This window comes from Pantoea sp. UBA7232, assembly GCF_002473195.1.
In the GTDB taxonomy this organism is placed as follows: domain Bacteria; phylum Pseudomonadota; class Gammaproteobacteria; order Enterobacterales; family Enterobacteriaceae; genus Pantoea; species Pantoea eucrina.
The window spans coordinates 374017-390775 of sequence record NZ_DKTK01000018.1 but is presented as its reverse complement, the minus strand read 5'-3'; the positions used below and the strand labels follow the sequence as shown (position 1 = coordinate 390775).

Below are 16759 nucleotides of genomic sequence, written 5' to 3'. Positions count from 1 at the left end.
GCCTCATCTTCCGCTACGTTTGTGAAAAAAATAGCAGGGAGTGTGGAAATGACTGAAACCGTGAACATTACGATTAAAATTGATCCGGCACTGAAAGAGGAGATTAAGCAGCTGGCTGCTGACAATCAGCTTTCAATGAGTCAGGAGATTGTTAACCGGCTGCAGGCGAGCCTGCAGAGTGCCCTGCAGCAGGAGACGGCGGTAGATAATCTGCACTCCGATGAGATGCCGGACGACCGGTTAAGCGCTACGGAACTGCGCCAGATCCGTGCGCTACTGAAAAAGAGCAAGAAGAAGAAGTAGTCTCTGCCACCCGCCGCCCGGCGGGTGAGCTATTTCTTATGCGCGATCAGCTATCAGCCTGCTCTGGCGCGTTCAGCCTGTAGTATTCAATCAGCGGCAGCAGTAATTTCGCTACCGCAGCAAATACCGGCACCACCACGGAATTGCCAAACTGACGATAGGCCTGGGTATCGGAGACCGGGATGCGGAACCGCGCTTCACCCGGCGCTTCAAACCCCATCAGGCGCGCGCACTCGCGCGGGCTCAGCCGGCGCGGTCGCCGCGCCATGTTCTCAGCGGCGGTAAAGTTCTGTTCACCCAGCGCGCGATCCCAGCCGCGATCGATCAGGATCTCCGAGCCATCTTTGTAGTAGCGCGCTGAAAGCGTGCGCACGCAGCAGTGCGGATTCTGCGGATCGTTCAGGCCAAAGCCAAAGCCGTTGCCCTTCGCCTTGTGCTTTTGCGCATAGCGATAGAGGTAGTGCCAGAGCGTTGGCGACAGGGTATATTTTTCACCCGGCTCTGCGTCCAGCAAACTCTGCAGTGGCGGCACCTGCGGCGGATAGAGCGCCGGCAACGCGCGCAGTGAAAAGGGCTGCTTAACGCCGCTATCGCGCCGGATGCCCACCAGCACAATGCGTTCACGGTGCTGCGGCAGAAAATAGCGCGCGTCGATCACTTTGGCGTCCGGTGTACCTTTATCATCCGCATCCGCCACGTCATAACCCAGTTCATCCAGCGTTGCCATAATAATGGCGAAGGTGCGGCCCTTATCGTGGCTCTTCAGATTCTTGACATTTTCCAGCACAAAAAACGCGGGCTTTTTAGCCGCGAGAATGCGCGCCACGTCAAAAAACAGCGTGCCCTGCGCCTCACACTCAAAGCCGTGCGCCCGGCCGAGCGCGTTCTTTTTACTGACGCCCGCCAGTGAAAAAGGCTGACAGGGAAAGCCGGCCAGCAGCACCTGGTGATCGGGGATAGCGCGATCGATATGCTGATAGATAGCCGCCTCCTCAGTGAGGCCGGCTGGCTGCGTGACGAGACGAATATCGGTATTGAACCGGTGGCGCAGCGGATCGCAGTAGTGGTTCGCTTTATAGGTGCGGACCGCCTCTTTATTCCATTCGCTGGTAAAAACGCACTCGCCGCCGGCCTGCTCAAAGCCGCGCCGGATGCCGCCGATACCGGCAAAGAGATCGATAAACTGAAAGGCGGGCCTCTCATAGTGGGCCGGTCGCGATGGCAGCAGGGCGCGCAGGCTGGCGATCTCAGACGGCAGCAGCATTACCGACGCGGCTTTGCCACTGCGCAGACGGTTCAGCTTCGCCACGCTCCAGTGGCCTGTGCCGGCGGCGTTGAGGGTCTGCATCACATCGCGCGCCGCGTAGATATCCAGTACCTGCAGTAACAGCGCTAAATCATCCTGCGCAGCGGTTAATGAAGAGGGGGTAGCCGGTGCGGCGGGATCGGGAACGAGCATGCGTTTTTCCTTAACAGTTGAGCGACTATGCTACCACTCATCTGTCAGGGTTGAAATTAGCGCGTCGTGTCGCGCTGCGCGCCGTGCCGCACTCTTTCACGCCGCCGCTTTCGCTTTTGCCGTAAAACGCTAAAGTTGAATAGGCCCGCAGGAAAAGGAAACGGCATGGCTGACGTTCACTCACAAGAGATCCGCAGTAAAAATATGCGCGCGATCCGAAATCAGGATACGGCGATTGAACAGCGCGTGGCCGCGATATTGAAAGATCGCGGCTTCAGCTTTCGCGTGCAGGACAAAGCGCTGCCGGGGCGGCCCGATTTCGTGCTGCCTGAGCAGCAGGCCATTATCTTTGTGCACGGCTGTTTCTGGCATCGTCATCACTGCTATCTGTTTAAAATGCCCGCCACGCGCACCAGTTTCTGGAACGGCAAAATCAACAGTAACGTTGAGCGTGACCGGCGCTATGTGCAGCAGCTGCAGGAGACCGGCTGGAAGGTTCTGATTGTCTGGGAGTGCGCGCTGCGCGGTAAGCTGCGGCTGGATGACAATCAGCTGATTGAGCGCCTTGAGGAGTGGCTGCTGGCCGCCGGGCAGAGCGCGGAGCTGGATCACCAGGGATTGCATCATTACCAACCACTCTAGCCGGCGATGATTGCTTTTCGCGGCAATAACCGTTTAGATCACGTTTTTCTCTGGGACGCGGAGCACTACCATGAGCAGTATTAAACTGACGGTCAGGCGGCTCTATCAGCTGCGTGACGAGCGGCTGGTGGCGACACAGGCCACGGCACGCATCTGGCTCGACGATCGGCTGATTGCCACAGAGGAGATCAGCGGCATGACCGAAAGTCCGGTGAGTAAATATCTGCACGCAGCGGATACGCAGGGAAAAACGTTACGCGTTGAATGGGACTGTGAGGGCATCGCCGACATGTCGGTGACGTGGGTTGAGCGCTGCCCCTGTTGTCAGGAACACTAACCGGAATAAGGATTACCATTTTGGCAGGAACCAGTTTACTTACGCTTCTGGATGATATTGCAACGCTGCTGGATGACATTTCAGTCATGGGCAAGGTTGCGGCAAAAAAAACCGCTGGCGTGCTGGGCGACGATTTGTCGCTTAATGCGCAGCAGGTCACGGGCGTCAAAGCCAATCGCGAATTGCCGGTGGTCTGGGGCGTTGCGAAAGGCTCATTTCTGAATAAGCTGATCCTGGTGCCGCTGGCGCTGGTGATTTCGGCGTTTGCTCCCTGGCTTATCACGCCGTTGCTGATGCTGGGGGGCGCCTACCTCTGCTATGAAGGGGTGGAAAAGGTGTTACACAGCCTGCAGCACGATAAAGAGGAAAAGAGCCCGGAAGCGCGTCAGCAGCGGCTCGACAGCCTGGCACAGCAGGATCCGCGCGCGTATGAAAAGAGCAAGGTCAAAGGTGCGGTACGCACTGACTTTATTCTTTCAGCGGAGATCGTGGCGATTACGCTGGGCATCGTGTCAGAGGCGCCGCTGCTTAATCAGCTGCTGATCCTCGCCGGTATCGCCATTCTGGTGACCATCGGTGTCTATGGCATTGTGGCGATGATTGTGAAAATCGATGACCTCGGCTACTGGCTGCGGGAAAAGTCCTCTTCACTGGCGCAGGCAGTGGGCGGTTTTCTGCTGGCGATGGCGCCGTGGCTGATGAAGATTCTTACCGTCGTCGGCACGCTGGCGATGTTTCTGGTGGGCGGCGGCATTATTGTGCATGGTATCACGCCGCTGCATCACGCTATCAGCGAATACAGCAGCGGCTTTAACGGTCTGGTTTCCGGCCTGCTGAGTAACGGGGCCAATCTGGTGCTTGGGTTTATTGTCGGCGCGATTGTGCTGCTGGTGGTTAACCTGATCGCTAAAGTTCGCGGTAAGTCGGCATAACAGGCCAGCGCGGCGAGCGGCGCACAAGCCGCTTACCGCTTATCTCTGGCAATGCGATATAACGCGCGGCACACTAATTTTCAGGAGAGTGATGATGAACGACGATATGTTTGAATTTGATATCGATGCCCAGCTGGAACAGGCTGAAGCGAAAGCGGCGGAAAAAGCCAGCGAAGTGCCGGCTGAACTCAGTGATGATGCTGAGTGCGAAGGCTGCAAAATCTGACGGTCGCAGCTAAAAATTTCAAAGCCGGTAATAAACATTACCGGCTTTGTTTATGAACCAGATTTTGCACTGCTTATTCCTCTTTTATCACACTAATAACATTATCCTATAGGCAAATTGTCTGTCCGGCTGCTATACCTTTAAGCGTTCAATCAACGGTAAAAGGGAGGGCGCGGTATGACCTTTGCAGTGAGTGATGAAGTTCAGCACAAACAGGGCGGACCCACGATGGTGGTAACCGGCTATGCCAGCGGAATGGTTGAGTGTCGTTGGTATGATGGCTATAGCGTGCGCCGCGAGGCATTCCATAGTGATGAACTGAGTCACATGACTACGGAATCCCGGCTTGCCAGCTGAATCTGGTCGGGACGGTTTCGCCGTCCCGTATCCCGCTACACTTTGCCCTCGTTATCTTCTTCCACCGCCTGATAAATCCGCTGCAGAATATCCGGAAATGCCGACTGAACGCGACTCCAGCTTGGAATAAAGGGCTTATCGTTGGGACGTTCAATAAATGACTGACCGGCGTCGAGAATGGCCTGGGTAAACATCTCCACCGCCGCTTCCTCTTTATGCTGATCGAACGACAGGCCGTTCATGGTTGCTTCATGCCGGTAGATCTCCATCATATCCAGCGCGTTACGGTAATAAGTCGCCTTCAGCACGCGAAACGAATCGCTGGTCAGCGGCACGCCCATGGTCGCCAGCTTGCGCAGCAGCGACTGGACAATATCGCTGCTCATGCGCTTCAGCCCCCCGGTACCATCCTCTTCGGCCAGCGGCTGATGCTTGTGGTCATAGTGATCGGCGATCTCGACCTGACAGCTCTGTCGGGTCGTATAGTTGCGATAGATCTCAGACAGCACGCCGATCTCCAGCCCCCAGTCGCCAGGGATCTTAATGCCGTTAAGCACATGGGTGCGCATGGCAAACTCGCCGGAGAGGGGATAGCGAAAGCTGCTGAGGTAGTCGAGATACTCGGAGTGGCCATACACCTGCTGCAGCGAACGCAGCATCGGTCCGACCAGCAGACGGCCGACGCGGCCATTGAGCTTGCCATCCGCGACGCGCGCATAAAACCCTTTGCAAAACTCATACTGAAACGCCGGGTTGGCCAGCGGATAGAGCAGACGCGCCAGCATGCCGCGCTCATAGGTCACAATGTCGCAGTCGTGCAGCGCCACGCACTGGGTGCGATCGGACGCCAGGGTGTAACCGGTACAGAACCAGACGTTGCGTCCTTTGCCCGGCTGGCTGGGTGAGAGACCCTCTTTATCCAGCTCTGCATCAATCGCTTTCAGGCGCGGCCCGTCATTCCACAGAATGCGGTGCCGCTGGGGCAGGCGTGAGAAGAAGTCGCGGGCAAACAGAAACTGATCGCGATCGGCGCGATCGAGACCAATCACAATCTCTTCCAGATAGGGCACCTGCGCCAGTTCATTAACAATATTATCCAGCGCCGGGCCCTCCAGTTCGGAGAACAGCGAGGGCAGGATCAGGCCCATCTTGCGCCGGCGGGCAAACTGCACCATCTCTTTTTCCAGCGACTCCACGCGGCGATGGGTGAGGTTATGGAAATTCGTAATCACGCCATTCTGATAAAAATCACTCATCGTCTCATCCTCTGATTACGGCTTATGGGGGGCCAGAAAGTGTTCTATGCCTTCGCTCCAGCCTTCCGGTCCGGTTTGCGCTGTGCGATAGATATGGTCGCTATCGGTACGGCTGAGTGTAACCGGCGACTTGCTGAAACCTTTGATAATGACCGCGTAGTCCGCCTGCTCCAGCATCGGGATATCATTGGGGCCGTCACCCAGACCCAGCGTTATCCGGCTTACGCCATCCTGCTGCATCAGCTGCTGCTGCAGCTGCGTCAGCGCGATACCTTTGCCGCAGTTTTCCGGCATCACGTGCCAGAAGCGTCCGCCCTGCGTCAGCGCAAGCTGATGCCGGGCCAGCGCGGCGCGAAATGCCTCCAGCTTATCGCTCTCGTCGCGCCACAAAATCACCTCCGAGGCGTCACGCAGGCGGCTTAGCCGGGCGTCACTCAGCGCCAGACCGGTAAAGCTCGCCACGTCGCTGTCACTGAGATCGTGAAAGCCGGTAAAGCGAAATTCCGTTTTCAGCGCGGCCAGCGTGTCGCACAGCGCCAGATAGTCAGCGCCTGGCTCATCATTAACCGTAACGTCGTCGCCAAAGCTGATGCGGGCACCATTTTCAGCGATAAACGGCGCTCCGCCTAAACCCAGGCGCTTCTGCAGCGGGATAATCTCTGCAGCGGTTTTACTGGAGCAGAGCACTACCGGGATCTGGCGTGCGGCAAAATAGTCCAGCCACGGGCGGGCAGCTTCCCAGTTGTAATCGTGGTGATCCAGCAGCGAGCCGTCCAGGTCGGTTACCACCAGCAGGGGGGAATCGGGATCAATCATCGTCATACTCCTTACACCACAGAGGTGAGTAAAGCAGAGAGTAATCAGTATAATAGCGTTATGATGATTGCACGTTTTTCCGGCGTACCGAACGCGACAACCAGGAATAATCTTAAAAGGCAGCGCGACGCCGGCTACCGGTGCATGAAGTGTGCAGGGTGAAGCGCAGACCGCGCGGCTCTCTGGCCGGTTTAACGCCAGAAGATATGCATATTTCTGCACTTTATATGCACAAATGCCGGTTGCCTTCATACACAGTGAGCGTAATCTGAAACGGCATTACCGTTTCCTGGTGTAACGAATCCATTGATAAATTTAACCCGGCCTGAGCCGGGTTTTTTTTAAATCACTCTCAGCGATTCGCTTCGCAAAAGCTGCAATCGTGAATATCCACTTCGCACTGTTCAGAAAGGCAGCGCGCCTGATCCACGGTTTTACCCGATGAATCAAACCACTCCGGGTCGCGCTCTTTTTCCTGTTCCGGATTGCCTGCCGGAAGGGAGCGAGGGCGGGTTTCTTCTGCACGCATACGGGGACTCCGTAAAGCCAGGGTGAGTCTTGAGTATAGTGCGGCACGCGCATACGCGCGCAGCGCGACAGGCAAAAAAAAAGCCCGCGCTGCGCGGGCAAAAATCCTTGTTACTTTTAGGTTGGCTGCTTCTTTGGGGTTGATGCAGCGAAATGATGATAGGCGTTTTCTCCGTCAGGGTTCTCGCTGCAAAACGTTAAGAGAGTGAAAAAGCGGCTTTTGACAGTTCTTTACCTGACGTCGCTCCTGTTTTTACCAGAAGCAGCTATGCTTAACGCTGTTTGATTATTATTGATAACAAGGAGTTAGTATGGATTTGCTGCGCATTATTATCGCTATTTTGCTGCCACCGCTGGGCGTATTCATGCAGGTAGGTTTTGGCGGAGCGTTCTGGCTGAACATTCTGCTGACGCTGTGTGGCTATATTCCCGGCATCGTCCACGCTGTCTGGGTTATCGCCCGTCGCTGATCGCGATCACTATTTCGCCGCCTGTTTACGGTACACTGGCGCAAAACAGTCGCTGAGAGGTCGCAATGCAGGTAGGTGAACGCGTAACGGTGAAAACAGACGGCGGCCCGCGCCGCGCAGGTAAACTGCTGGCGGTGGAGCCGTTTAACGAAGGGACCATGTATCTGGTGGCGCTGGAGGATTATCCGCTGGGCATCTGGTTTTTTAACGAAAGCGACCACGCCGAAGGCGTATTTGTTGAGCCTGAAAGCACCGGCTGAGCAAACCAAACCGCGCGCCCCGTCTGACGCTTCAGCGGGGCGCGTGCTGTCAGAAGGTCTCCCAGTTATCGCTGCCTGATACCGCCAGTGCCGGACGCACCGTGCGCTGAGCCGCTGGCGCCGCGTTGACCGGCGCCGCAACTTTCGTTGTGGCGTAAGCGCTGTCGCTGAGGCGGAATGCCGCTACCGCCTGCGTCAGTTTACCCGCCTGATCTTCCAGCGAGGCCGCTGCAGAAGAGGCTTCTTCAACCAGCGAGGCGTTTTGCTGCGTCACGTTATCCATCTCCGTCACCGCCAGGCTGACCTGCTGGATACCGCGGCTCTGCTCATCTGAGGCTGCGGCGATCTCTGCCATAATATCGGTAACGCGCCGTACGGCTTCAACGATGTCACTCATGGTGGTTCCCGCTTCGCCCACCTGATGCGATCCGTCACCAATCAGCGCGACCGACTCGGCAATCAGCGTTTCGATCTCTTTCGCCGCCTGAGCGCTGCGCTGTGCCAGGCTGCGTACTTCGCTGGCGACAACGGCGAAACCGCGGCCCTGTTCTCCCGCCCGGGCAGCTTCTACCGCAGCGTTCAGCGCCAGAATATTTGTCTGAAAAGCGATGCTGTTAATCACGTTGGTGATTTCAGCAATTTTTTTCGAGCTGCCGGAGATGTTGTTCATGGTTTTCACTACGCCGTTGACCAGATCGCCACCGTTGCGCGCTTTGTCAGAGGCGTCAGCCGCCAGCTGACTGGCGTGATGGGCATTTTCCGCATTCTGCTTCACCGTCGCGGTGAGCTGCTCCATACTGGCCGCGGTCTGTTCCAGTGCTGATGCCTGCTGCTCGGTGCGGGAAGAGAGGTCGGTGTTCCCGGCGGAGATTTCGCTGGTTCCCTGATAAATAGCCTCCGCCCCTTCGCGCACGCTGCCCACGGTGCGTACCAGCGCCGCCTGCATCAGCTGCAGATTATGCAACAGCATGCCGATTTCGTTACGCCCGCACGGCACATCGGCGGCGGTCAAATCACCCCGGGCAATTCGCTCAATGCGGACGACCGACTGGCGCAGAGGATTAATAATGATCCGCCGCAGAAAAATAAAGGTCAGCCCGACCAGCACTAATGCAGCCGCAAACGCCGCTGCCATGGCGATAAAGCCGAGGCGCGCCTGGTGAGCTGCCCCGGCGTTAATCGCCTCGGCCCGCTCGGTACGGATTTTAATGGCCTTCAGCAGCAGCGCGTTATAGGCGTCATCCAGTTTACGGGTGACATCGGTCTCCTGTGCCACAATGCCTTCGAAGCTACCCTGACGCGCTGACTCAATCATCGGCTTCACGCCTTTATCGATATATTGATTGAAGCTGGCGGTCAGCGGCGCATCCAGGGCCAGATCGGCGGGCGTTTTAACATCGCGCGCCATATAAAGCGTAAATCCTTCACGCGCCTGTTTAATGCGCGTTTCTGTCCGCGCCAGATCGGCGCGATAGCTATCCATCTCGCCAATACGCGTCGCCGCGCCCGCCTGCAGTATATTAAGGCGGGCAGTGCGCAGATGGTTAGAGCTGTTGGAAATGCCCATGCGCACCTGAATCTCTTCGGTGGCATCGTTCAGCGAATTATTACTCTGAATGAGAAAATAGCTGGCGAGACCAATACACAGGGCAAAAAGCAGCAGGATGCCGCCGAATATCACGCTGAATAGCGGCATCAGGCGCAGGTTTTGCCAGAGGCTGAGCTTATTATCTACATCGATCGATGCTGTTTTCATTTCCTTGCTCTCATAGTGGTAAGGGTTCTGAAAGCAAACATCGGCAGGGCAGGGGAAAGGCTTAGGTGAGAATATGGGATCGCGATCGCAAAAGCGTTAAAAAACAACAGGGCTGGTCATCAGACCAGCCCTGTGGCAGCATAAATTATGTAGCAGACAGCTTATCGCACGTTAACATAAATGCCGGAGGTTACATTATCTGTCAGACGTACTACATGATAGATAACCTGTTTATTATGCGTTTTGATTTTACGCTTAATATTGCCTTTATGTGACGAAACGGTTTTAGCCTTAATCTGCATTTTGTCTGAAATCTGAATGGTGTCATGGCCTGACATCCACATTTTCAGCATATTTGATTCGGTCTGGCTCAGCGTCAGTGGATGAATGTCCATCCCGGCGGAAATACGCGGTGACGCATTGAGTTTCTTTTGCAGGTAAGTACCCAGCAGTGAATCCAGAGTCGATGTCTTAATCGATTTTGATGTAATAATCAGGTTCTTACGAACGTAGAGATATTCCTCAAAATGGATATTTGAGATCGCCATAAAGATAAAGAAAAGAGTATCCGGGTGCTGTGTGATAATAGCACGAATGCGATCGCTGGAATCGGCTTCGTGAATAAAGCAATCTTCGTTAATAAATACTACGCCAGGTTTTAATTGCTCGCATTTTTGTTGTAGCTGTTCGATATCCGTGGCTGCAGTAATGTTTTTCTTTTTAACTCCTTTTGCCGACATATAGTCCGACAGTCCCAGGCGTGTGTAGTTACATGAATCCATAATAATCGTTGGCATTATAGCGACCCTCACCAATTTGTTATCCGTTTAAATCAACGATGAATACGCGTTTGCGGTACGAGAGAAATTTTCAAAGACACTTTTTTATTCTGCTTTGCAGTCTGGCAAATTATATCCCTGCGCCATCATGACTCTTCCCTGACCCGTTCTGCGAAGTTTTTTGTGTTCCATCCACGTCATTCTTTCCCCGGCGATAGCGGGAATCACCAGGAATTTGCTTTAAGTATACCTTCCGCCCTGTTTTTGAGAGCTGTGTCACTATCGCGCATGTTACAGGCAATTCTGATAGGACAAATCTTAAAAACATTTGTTTCGCGAAAGTGTGACGCTTCAGCGAGTGTTGACAATGCCGGAAAAAGGGAAATTAGACAAGAAAAATCGCTTTTAAATTTTTTTTGTTTAAAAACATACCCTTGAGCATTTTGCCAACCGATTCGTCAGGGAAACCACCTTAAGAATCGTCTGACTAAAATACTCCACGGACCGTTTAATAAGAATGTTTTTCACGATAAATATCGATTTATCAGATTTTCCTCAGTTGATTTCTGAAAAAAATGGTTTGAAAAGTATACGGAATGATTTTGACTGCTTAACTATCACTTCAGAATGGTAACAGTATCGTTAACTAACGTGCAGGGGAAAGTTCTGAGACAAATCGGGCGAGTAAATCAAAGACTTCGCTGAACAGATGTTCGCAGAATGGGGCAAGAAGCGGCATCAGCATACCCATAGAGAGGATACCGACCGTTAAGGTCACAGGAAAGCCGATAGCGAAAACCGACAGTTGAGGTGAAACACGGTTTAACAAACCCAGTGCCAGGTTTAGCGTGAGGAGCAAAATGATTAAGGGCAGCGCTAACATCATGCCATTAAGGAAAATTAGCCCGGCACCTTTGACCAGTCCCATAAAGGCATCAGCACTCAGCGGCTCTGCACTGACGGGCAAGGTCTGAAAACTGTCTGCCAGCAGCGAGATCAGCCACAGATGTCCGTTAAAGGTCAGAAACAGCAGCATCGCCAGCATATCGAGAAAACGCGCCAGCAGCGGCATGTTAACCCGCGTGTTCGGGTCCAGCAGCGTAGCGAAAGATAATCCCATCTGTAAACCAATGATTTCACCCGCCAGCTTTACGGCTGAAAACGCCAGTTGCATGGTCAGACCGATACCGGCACCAATCAGCAGCTGCTGGATCAGCATCCAGAAACCGGCAGGTGAGAACAGGGTAACGTCGACCGGTGGCAGCAGCGGCAGCAAAATCCAGGTGATCACAAACGCAAGCGCCACCTTTACCCGTTTGGGTATATTGCGCTCGTTCAGCACCGGCGCGCTGGCAAACAGCGCCAGCAGGCGCGCCATCGGCCAGAAAAACTGCGCCACCCAGTGGATAAGCTGACTGCTGTCGAGGGTAACCATCAGCCAATGATATAAGGCAGGTTGCTGAACAGGGTGCGAATGTAATCCAGCATCAGATTCAGCATCCAGGGTCCTGCGATTACGCCGGTAGCCGCCACCGCCAGAATCTTGGGAATAAAAGAGAGCGTCTGTTCGTTAATCTGCGTTGCCGCCTGCAGAATACTGATGATAAGCCCGCTTACCATCGCGACCAGCAGTAGCGGAGCCGCCATCATCAGCGCGACGCGCATCGCCTCCTGGCCCATTACCATTACCGATTCCGGGGTCATACTGTGCTCCTGTCAGGGAAAGATTAATGAAGGGTCAGGAATAAAAGCTTTGGGCCAGCGACCCCACCAGCAGCTGCCAGCCGTCGACCAGCACAAACAGCATCAGCTTAAACGGCAGCGCAATCGTCGCCGGCGGTACCATCATCATACCTAATGCCATCAGTACACTGGCGACCACCAGGTCGATAATCAGAAAAGGGATAAAGACCGTAAAGCCAATCTGGAATGCGGTTTTCAGCTCGCTGGTCACGTACGCCGGCAGCAGAATACGCATCGGTACCGCTTCCGGGCCGTCGATAGGCGCGGTATTGGCCAGGCGGGCAAACAGGGCCAGATCGGCTTCGCGCGTCTGGCGCAGCATAAACTCACGCAGCGGCTGGGCACCTTTATCCAGCGCCACTTCCATACTGATTTTGTCCTGACTGAAGGGCAGGTAGGCATCCGCGTAGATTTTATCGAACGTGGGCGCCATGATGAAAAAGGTCAGGAACAGCGCCAGGCCGAGCATCACCTGATTAGGCGGGGCCGAAGGGGTACCCAGCGCGTTACGCAGCAGGCCAAATACAATAATGATGCGTGTAAAGCTGGTCATCATCAGCAGTACGGCCGGGATAAAGGTCAGCGAGGTGATAAACACCAGCGTCTGTACCGGCAGCGACCAGCTCTGCCCGCCATTAGCCAGCGGCTGGCTGACCAGACCAGGCAACTGCGCGTGCGCAGCCGGTGCCAGCAGCATCAGCAGCGGCAGCAGAGAGAGTAATCGACGCATCATTAAGGTTTTCCGGGACGTTTAACCAGGTTGTGGAGGATCTGACGAAAATCCTGCGGTACAGGCTGAGCCTGCGGGTGTTCTTCAGGCGGCAGCGGCGGCAGCGAGTGCAGATGGGTGATCTGCTGCGCTGTTACCCCCAGCACCAGGCGCGCATCGGCGGTTTCAACGATCACCACCCGCTCCTGACGCCCGACCTGTACGCTGGCGCTGACTTTCAGCGCCTGTGCATTAACCGTTTTTGGCGCAAAGCCCATGCGCTTCGCCAGCCAGCCGCAGGCCAGGATCAGCAGAACAATCACCGCCAGCATAGTGCCGACCTGACTCACTACGGAGCCGGTAGAGACCACCGGCTGCGCGTGCGCTGGCTGCAGGGTTTGTGCGCTGTTTTGCATGATCAGCGGCTCAGACGACGCATGCGTTCAGAAGGCGTAATGATATCGGTGATACGCACGCCATATTTATCATTCACGACCACGACTTCACCCTGCGCAATCAGATAGCCGTTGATCAGAATATCCAGCGGTTCACCGGCGAGACCATCCAGCGACACCACAGAACCCTGCGTCAGACGCAGCAGCTCTTTGATTGTCATTTTGGTACGGCCCAGTTCAACGGTGAGTTTGACCGGGATATCCATGATCAGATCGATATCCTGCATGGCACCGCTGGCGCCAGCACTCTCAAACGCTTTAAACACGTTTTCACTGGCGGCCGGTGCGCTGCCGCTGCTGGTCTGCTCGTTCATTGCTTCAGCCCACAGATCGTCCGCGGAGATATCGTCGGACGGGTTTTTGCTGTCACTCATTGGGCTGTTCCTCATTCAGCGAATTCAAAATCGGGTTAATCAGATGTTCAACGCGCAGCGCATACTGGCCATTCAGCATGCCGTACTGGCTGGTCAGCACCGGAACGCCATCCACATGGGCAATGATGCGATCCGGCTTTTCAATTGGCAGTACATCGCCGGGTTTAAGCTGCAAAATGCGCGACAGGCGCATTGAGGTTTCGGCAAAATGTGCAATCAGCTCCAGCTCAGAGTGCTGCACCTGCTTCACCAGATTGTCGCGCCAGTGCGTATCCTCCTGGCGGGAGTTCTCCAGCGGTGGATTGACCAGCAGCTCGCGCAGCGGCTCAATCATGGAAAACGGAATACAGATGTTAAACTCACCGACCAGGTTGCCAATCTCCACCTGAAAAGGGGTGTTAACGACAATATCGTTAGGTGAGGTGGTGATGTTGGTAAACTTCACCTGCATCTCTGAACGGACATACTCCACTTCCAGCGGGTAGATCGCTTTCCACGCGTCGCTGTAGCCATCCAGCGCCAGCTTCAGCATGCGGCGGATCACGCGCTGTTCAGTATGGGTAAACTCGCGCCCCTCAACTTTGGTCGGAAAGCGCCCGTCGCCACCAAACAGGTTATCCACGGCGATAAACACCAGGCTTGGCGAGAACACGACCAGCGCCGTGCCGCGCAGCGGCTGCAGATGGATCAGGTTCAGGTTGGTTGGCACCGGCAGATTGCGGGCAAACTCGTGGTAGGGCTGAATTTTTATCGCCCCTACGCTGATATCCGGGCTGCGGCGCAGCAGGTTAAACAGCGCCATACGAAAATGGCGCGCAAAACGTTCATTGATGATCTCCAGCGCCTGCAGCCGCTCACGTACCACACGACGCTGGGTATTGGGGTCGTAAGGGCGAATGTCGCCATCGCTCCCGGTGGAAATTTTCTCTACTTCCGCGCTGTCACTGTCGCCGTTAAGCAGCGCGTCAATTTCAGCCTGGGAGAGAATGCTATCGCCCATTAAATCACCTCAAAATGAAGGCGGTAAACAGCACATCACTGACCACCTGTGCAGGTTGTCCGGTTACCAGCGGCGGCGCCATCACCTGTTTAATCTGTCCGACCAGGGCCTGTTTGCCCTGTTCGGTTGCCAGCTGCGCCGCGTTCTGACGCGACAGCAGCAGCAGCAGACGGCTGCGCACTTCCGGCAGGTAATCGTTCAACCGGCGACGGGTATCCTCATCCGGCAGACGCAGGGTAAAGCCTACGTACAGCACGCGATCGGGATCGTTGTCAGGATTGACCAGGTTAACCGTAAACGTATCCATTGCAAAAAAGACGGGGGCGGGCGGTGGCTCAACTTTCGCGGCTTCCGGTTTGTCACCCTCGTGTTTATTCATCATTCGCCAGACTGCATAGCCTGCTACGCTGCAAGCGGCCAGCGTTACAATCAGTAACACCGGAATCAGTAATGAACGTTTGCGGCCTTTTGCTTTCGCGTTATCAGACATGTTTGCAGTACTTCCTGTGAATTATGGGCAAGCCTCTCGGCTTGCCTGAACAGATTATCCCGCGTCTTAAGTCAAACAATGGGAAGAAAAGACGCGGGTTTTACGCTTACCTTCAGCGTTTAGCTGCTGTCAGGCAAAAATATCGACGCCACCGCTGCCGGCGGCGCGCGCCTGCAGGGCCGCCGGAACGGCCAGAGGCGTTATCTCACTGTCACTCTCCAGCGCCTGAGTAAAGCGGCCATACTGACCATCGCGCTGATTCTCCTGTTGTCCGGCGTGCTGCTGCTGGCTCTGGGCAAATGCGTCGCTGCTCACCTGGCTCTGGCCCAGGTTGATGCCGCTCTCCGCCAGGGCACTGCGCAACTGCGGCAGGGCAGCTTCCAGCGCCGCCCTGACATGGCTGTGGCCTGAGACCAGCGTCAGCTGCGCCTGGTCCTTATCCATGGTGAGGCTGATCTGCAGCGCGCCTAAATCCTCCGGATGCAGCCGCAGTTCAGCGTTCTGCTGCCCGTTGCGGCTGAACATCACAATCTGCTGCCCCAGCGCCTGCTGCCACTCCTGACTGCCAAGCTGCGCATTCAGCATCGGCGTTGACGGGGTGCCCTGCAGGCTGGCGCTGGCGGTATTAACCGGCGCGCTGCTGCTGAACATAGCGCTGAGATGGGCTGCTGGCTGTTCCTGCCCGGCTGACAGCGCCTGCCGCTCATCGCTTTTACTGAGTCCCCCCAGCATCTGCCGGAAACTCTCATCCAGCGTCAGTGCAGCGCTGCTGGCGGGCGCCGTGCTGCCGTGGCTGCCGGCGGCCAGGCCATCAGCGCGCGTGGTAAGCGCTGACGTATCCTGACTGCGGATGTGTGGTGTCGCCGTCTCCGCCTGCTCAGTTGCCGGTGTGGTGCCCGTCAGCAGCGCACCGCTCAGCGCCGCGTTCAGCGGCGTGCCTGCGGCTGCATCAGTTGCTGCCTGTGGCGGCGTGCCCGAAGCCAGCAGCGGCCGGTTTTCCACCATCGCCGGCAGCATGGCAAACAGCGCCTGCACATTCTGTAAGTCGCTGGCGCTTAACGGCGTTACGGCATGCTCATCACTATCATCGGCGGATTTAAGCCCGGCTTTAGATCCCGCCGGCTGGAAAAGTGCATTTAAGGCGTCTGGTTTGTCCAGTGCCTGCAGCAGGTTACTCAGTGACGCTTTATCGTCATTACCGGCAACGTCGCCTGCGTCACGGGTTTCACCCGGCTGCAGTTTTCCCTGCTGTTTAGCCAGCGCCAGCAGCTGATTTCCCAGCTCGGTGATAAAGTGGGACGGCAGGCCGTCACCCGTTGCCTGGCTCTCTGGCGCTGCATCAGTTGCGGCAGCTGTTTTAGCGACTTTTGCAGTATGCGTAAGCAGGGCTTGCAGCGTAGTCATTCGCTTTTCCTCAGTGCGGCCCGTTGGGCAAATTCATCCATTCGTTTCTGATCGAGACGGTTTTCCTGACGCAATGCACTCTCCTCAGCGCGGGTAATCAGCATCTGATAGGCATTGAGTTTCTTGTGCTTTTCCCGCCAGCTGCCCAGCGCCTGTTCAGTACGCTGATCCCACTGGCTCAGCTGCTGGCGATGCTGGTCAATCGCTTTTTCCAGCGTCTGGATAAACTGGTGATAGTTACTCCAGCGCATGCTGGTAATACCGCCGGACATATCCTGATTGAGCTTGTTGCGATACTCATCCAGATAGTCCAGCAGCATGCTGAGCTGCTCATTGGCCTGCTGCTGGCCGCGCCGCATGTTGCCCAGATGGAGCACAGCGTCATCCAGATCCTGTTCTGCCAGGTCGCGCAGGGTGTCAATTGCACTGGCGGTTTTCATTGGCTAGCCTCGTCTGATAACCA

General features: G+C 55.6%; 23 protein-coding genes. 8 read left to right on the top strand and 15 right to left on the bottom strand.

The window, feature by feature from the left end:
• Positions 1 to 48: 48 nt before the first annotated feature.
• Positions 49 to 303: a hypothetical protein gene (locus B4056_RS16425; protein WP_113655055.1), complete on the top strand. Its 255-nt coding sequence runs from the start codon at positions 49 to 51 to the stop codon at positions 301 to 303.
• Between the two features lie 46 nt (positions 304 to 349).
• Here the strand turns inward: B4056_RS16425 and dcm are convergent, their stop codons facing one another.
• A complete protein-coding gene (gene dcm / locus B4056_RS16420; RefSeq protein WP_113655056.1) occupies positions 350 to 1762 on the bottom strand; it encodes a DNA (cytosine-5-)-methyltransferase in 1413 nt (470 codons plus the stop codon).
• A gap of 165 nt (positions 1763 to 1927) precedes the next feature.
• Here dcm and B4056_RS16415 point away from each other — a divergent pair, with 165 nt between their 5' ends.
• The 5 genes from B4056_RS16415 (at position 1928) to B4056_RS16395 (ending at position 4256) form a co-directional block, all read left to right on the top strand.
• Positions 1928 to 2404, top strand: a complete 477-nt coding sequence (locus B4056_RS16415) for a very short patch repair endonuclease (protein WP_094111326.1) — start codon at positions 1928 to 1930, stop codon at positions 2402 to 2404.
• A 70-nt stretch (positions 2405 to 2474) separates the two neighbouring features.
• Positions 2475 to 2741 carry a hypothetical protein gene (locus B4056_RS16410; RefSeq protein WP_039385177.1) on the top strand — a complete coding sequence of 89 codons (267 nt, stop codon included), beginning with the start codon at positions 2475 to 2477 and terminating at the stop codon, positions 2739 to 2741.
• Between the two features lie 20 nt (positions 2742 to 2761).
• Positions 2762 to 3673: a DUF808 domain-containing protein gene (locus tag B4056_RS16405; protein WP_288655352.1), complete on the top strand. Its 912-nt coding sequence runs from the start codon at positions 2762 to 2764 to the stop codon at positions 3671 to 3673.
• A gap of 91 nt (positions 3674 to 3764) precedes the next feature.
• Positions 3765 to 3899, top strand: a complete 135-nt coding sequence (locus B4056_RS16400; protein WP_255402073.1) for a hypothetical protein — start codon at positions 3765 to 3767, stop codon at positions 3897 to 3899.
• A gap of 177 nt (positions 3900 to 4076) precedes the next feature.
• A complete protein-coding gene (locus B4056_RS16395; RefSeq protein ID WP_039385173.1) occupies positions 4077 to 4256 on the top strand; it encodes a YodC family protein in 180 nt (59 codons plus the stop codon).
• A 35-nt stretch (positions 4257 to 4291) separates the two neighbouring features.
• Here B4056_RS16395 and B4056_RS16390 read toward each other — a convergent pair whose 3' ends face one another.
• The 3 genes from B4056_RS16390 to B4056_RS16380 form a co-directional block, all read right to left on the bottom strand.
• Positions 4292 to 5512 carry a glycosyl transferase gene (locus B4056_RS16390; RefSeq protein WP_039385170.1) on the bottom strand — a complete coding sequence of 407 codons (1221 nt, stop codon included), beginning with the start codon at positions 5510 to 5512 and terminating at the stop codon, positions 4292 to 4294.
• A gap of 15 nt (positions 5513 to 5527) precedes the next feature.
• Positions 5528 to 6328 (bottom strand): mannosyl-3-phosphoglycerate phosphatase-related protein, encoded by an 801-nt coding sequence (locus B4056_RS16385; protein WP_094111327.1) that lies wholly within the window; start codon positions 6326 to 6328, stop codon positions 5528 to 5530.
• A 352-nt stretch (positions 6329 to 6680) separates the two neighbouring features.
• The gene (locus B4056_RS16380) at positions 6681 to 6857 is read right to left on the bottom strand and encodes a hypothetical protein (protein ID WP_158086433.1); all 177 of its coding nucleotides are present in this window, start codon (positions 6855 to 6857) and stop codon (positions 6681 to 6683) included.
• Positions 6858 to 7167: 310 nt separating this feature from the next.
• On the opposite strand from B4056_RS16380, the gene B4056_RS16375 reads away from it, so the two are divergent.
• Positions 7168 to 7326, top strand: a complete 159-nt coding sequence (locus B4056_RS16375; RefSeq protein ID WP_039385165.1) for a YqaE/Pmp3 family membrane protein — start codon at positions 7168 to 7170, stop codon at positions 7324 to 7326.
• Between the two features lie 65 nt (positions 7327 to 7391).
• Positions 7392 to 7586 (top strand): protein DsrB, encoded by a 195-nt coding sequence (gene dsrB, locus B4056_RS16370; RefSeq protein ID WP_288655350.1) that lies wholly within the window; start codon positions 7392 to 7394, stop codon positions 7584 to 7586.
• A 49-nt stretch (positions 7587 to 7635) separates the two neighbouring features.
• Here the strand turns inward: dsrB and B4056_RS16365 are convergent, their stop codons facing one another.
• The 11 genes from B4056_RS16365 to fliJ all read right to left on the bottom strand — a co-directional run bounded on the left by B4056_RS16365 (position 7636) and on the right by fliJ (position 16736).
• Positions 7636 to 9342, bottom strand: coding sequence for a methyl-accepting chemotaxis protein (locus B4056_RS16365; RefSeq protein ID WP_288655349.1), 1707 nt, complete (start codon positions 9340 to 9342; stop codon positions 7636 to 7638).
• 161 nt (positions 9343 to 9503) lie between these two features.
• On the bottom strand, positions 9504 to 10139 hold the full coding sequence (gene rcsA, locus B4056_RS16360) for a transcriptional regulator RcsA (RefSeq protein ID WP_039385157.1): 636 nt from the start codon (positions 10137 to 10139) through the stop codon (positions 9504 to 9506).
• Between the two features lie 628 nt (positions 10140 to 10767).
• Positions 10768 to 11556: a flagellar biosynthetic protein FliR gene (gene fliR, locus B4056_RS16355; RefSeq protein ID WP_071667960.1), complete on the bottom strand. Its 789-nt coding sequence runs from the start codon at positions 11554 to 11556 to the stop codon at positions 10768 to 10770.
• The gene (fliQ, locus tag B4056_RS16350) at positions 11556 to 11825 is read right to left on the bottom strand and encodes a flagellar biosynthesis protein FliQ (protein WP_039385151.1); all 270 of its coding nucleotides are present in this window, start codon (positions 11823 to 11825) and stop codon (positions 11556 to 11558) included. Before fliQ ends, fliR begins: the two co-directional genes overlap by 1 nt.
• A 34-nt stretch (positions 11826 to 11859) precedes the next feature.
• Positions 11860 to 12594 carry a flagellar type III secretion system pore protein FliP gene (gene fliP / locus B4056_RS16345; RefSeq protein WP_039385989.1) on the bottom strand — a complete coding sequence of 245 codons (735 nt, stop codon included), beginning with the start codon at positions 12592 to 12594 and terminating at the stop codon, positions 11860 to 11862.
• 2 nt (positions 12595 to 12596) lie between these two features.
• Complete coding sequence (gene fliO, locus B4056_RS16340; RefSeq protein WP_039385149.1) at positions 12597 to 12989, bottom strand: flagellar biosynthetic protein FliO; 393 nt, start codon at positions 12987 to 12989, stop codon at positions 12597 to 12599.
• Positions 12990 to 12991: 2 nt separating this feature from the next.
• Positions 12992 to 13402, bottom strand: a complete 411-nt coding sequence (gene fliN, locus B4056_RS16335; protein WP_039385146.1) for a flagellar motor switch protein FliN — start codon at positions 13400 to 13402, stop codon at positions 12992 to 12994.
• The gene (fliM, locus tag B4056_RS16330) at positions 13395 to 14402 is read right to left on the bottom strand and encodes a flagellar motor switch protein FliM (RefSeq protein ID WP_039385143.1); all 1008 of its coding nucleotides are present in this window, start codon (positions 14400 to 14402) and stop codon (positions 13395 to 13397) included. The genes fliN and fliM overlap by 8 nt, the downstream gene beginning before the upstream one ends.
• A 4-nt stretch (positions 14403 to 14406) precedes the next feature.
• Positions 14407 to 14892, bottom strand: a complete 486-nt coding sequence (fliL, locus tag B4056_RS16325; RefSeq protein ID WP_039385141.1) for a flagellar basal body-associated protein FliL — start codon at positions 14890 to 14892, stop codon at positions 14407 to 14409.
• Positions 14893 to 15021: 129 nt separating this feature from the next.
• On the bottom strand, positions 15022 to 16296 hold the full coding sequence (locus B4056_RS16320) for a flagellar hook-length control protein FliK (RefSeq protein WP_288655345.1): 1275 nt from the start codon (positions 16294 to 16296) through the stop codon (positions 15022 to 15024).
• On the bottom strand, positions 16293 to 16736 hold the full coding sequence (gene fliJ / locus B4056_RS16315; protein WP_039385135.1) for a flagellar export protein FliJ: 444 nt from the start codon (positions 16734 to 16736) through the stop codon (positions 16293 to 16295). Before fliJ ends, B4056_RS16320 begins: the two co-directional genes overlap by 4 nt.
• Positions 16737 to 16759 lie beyond the last annotated feature (23 nt).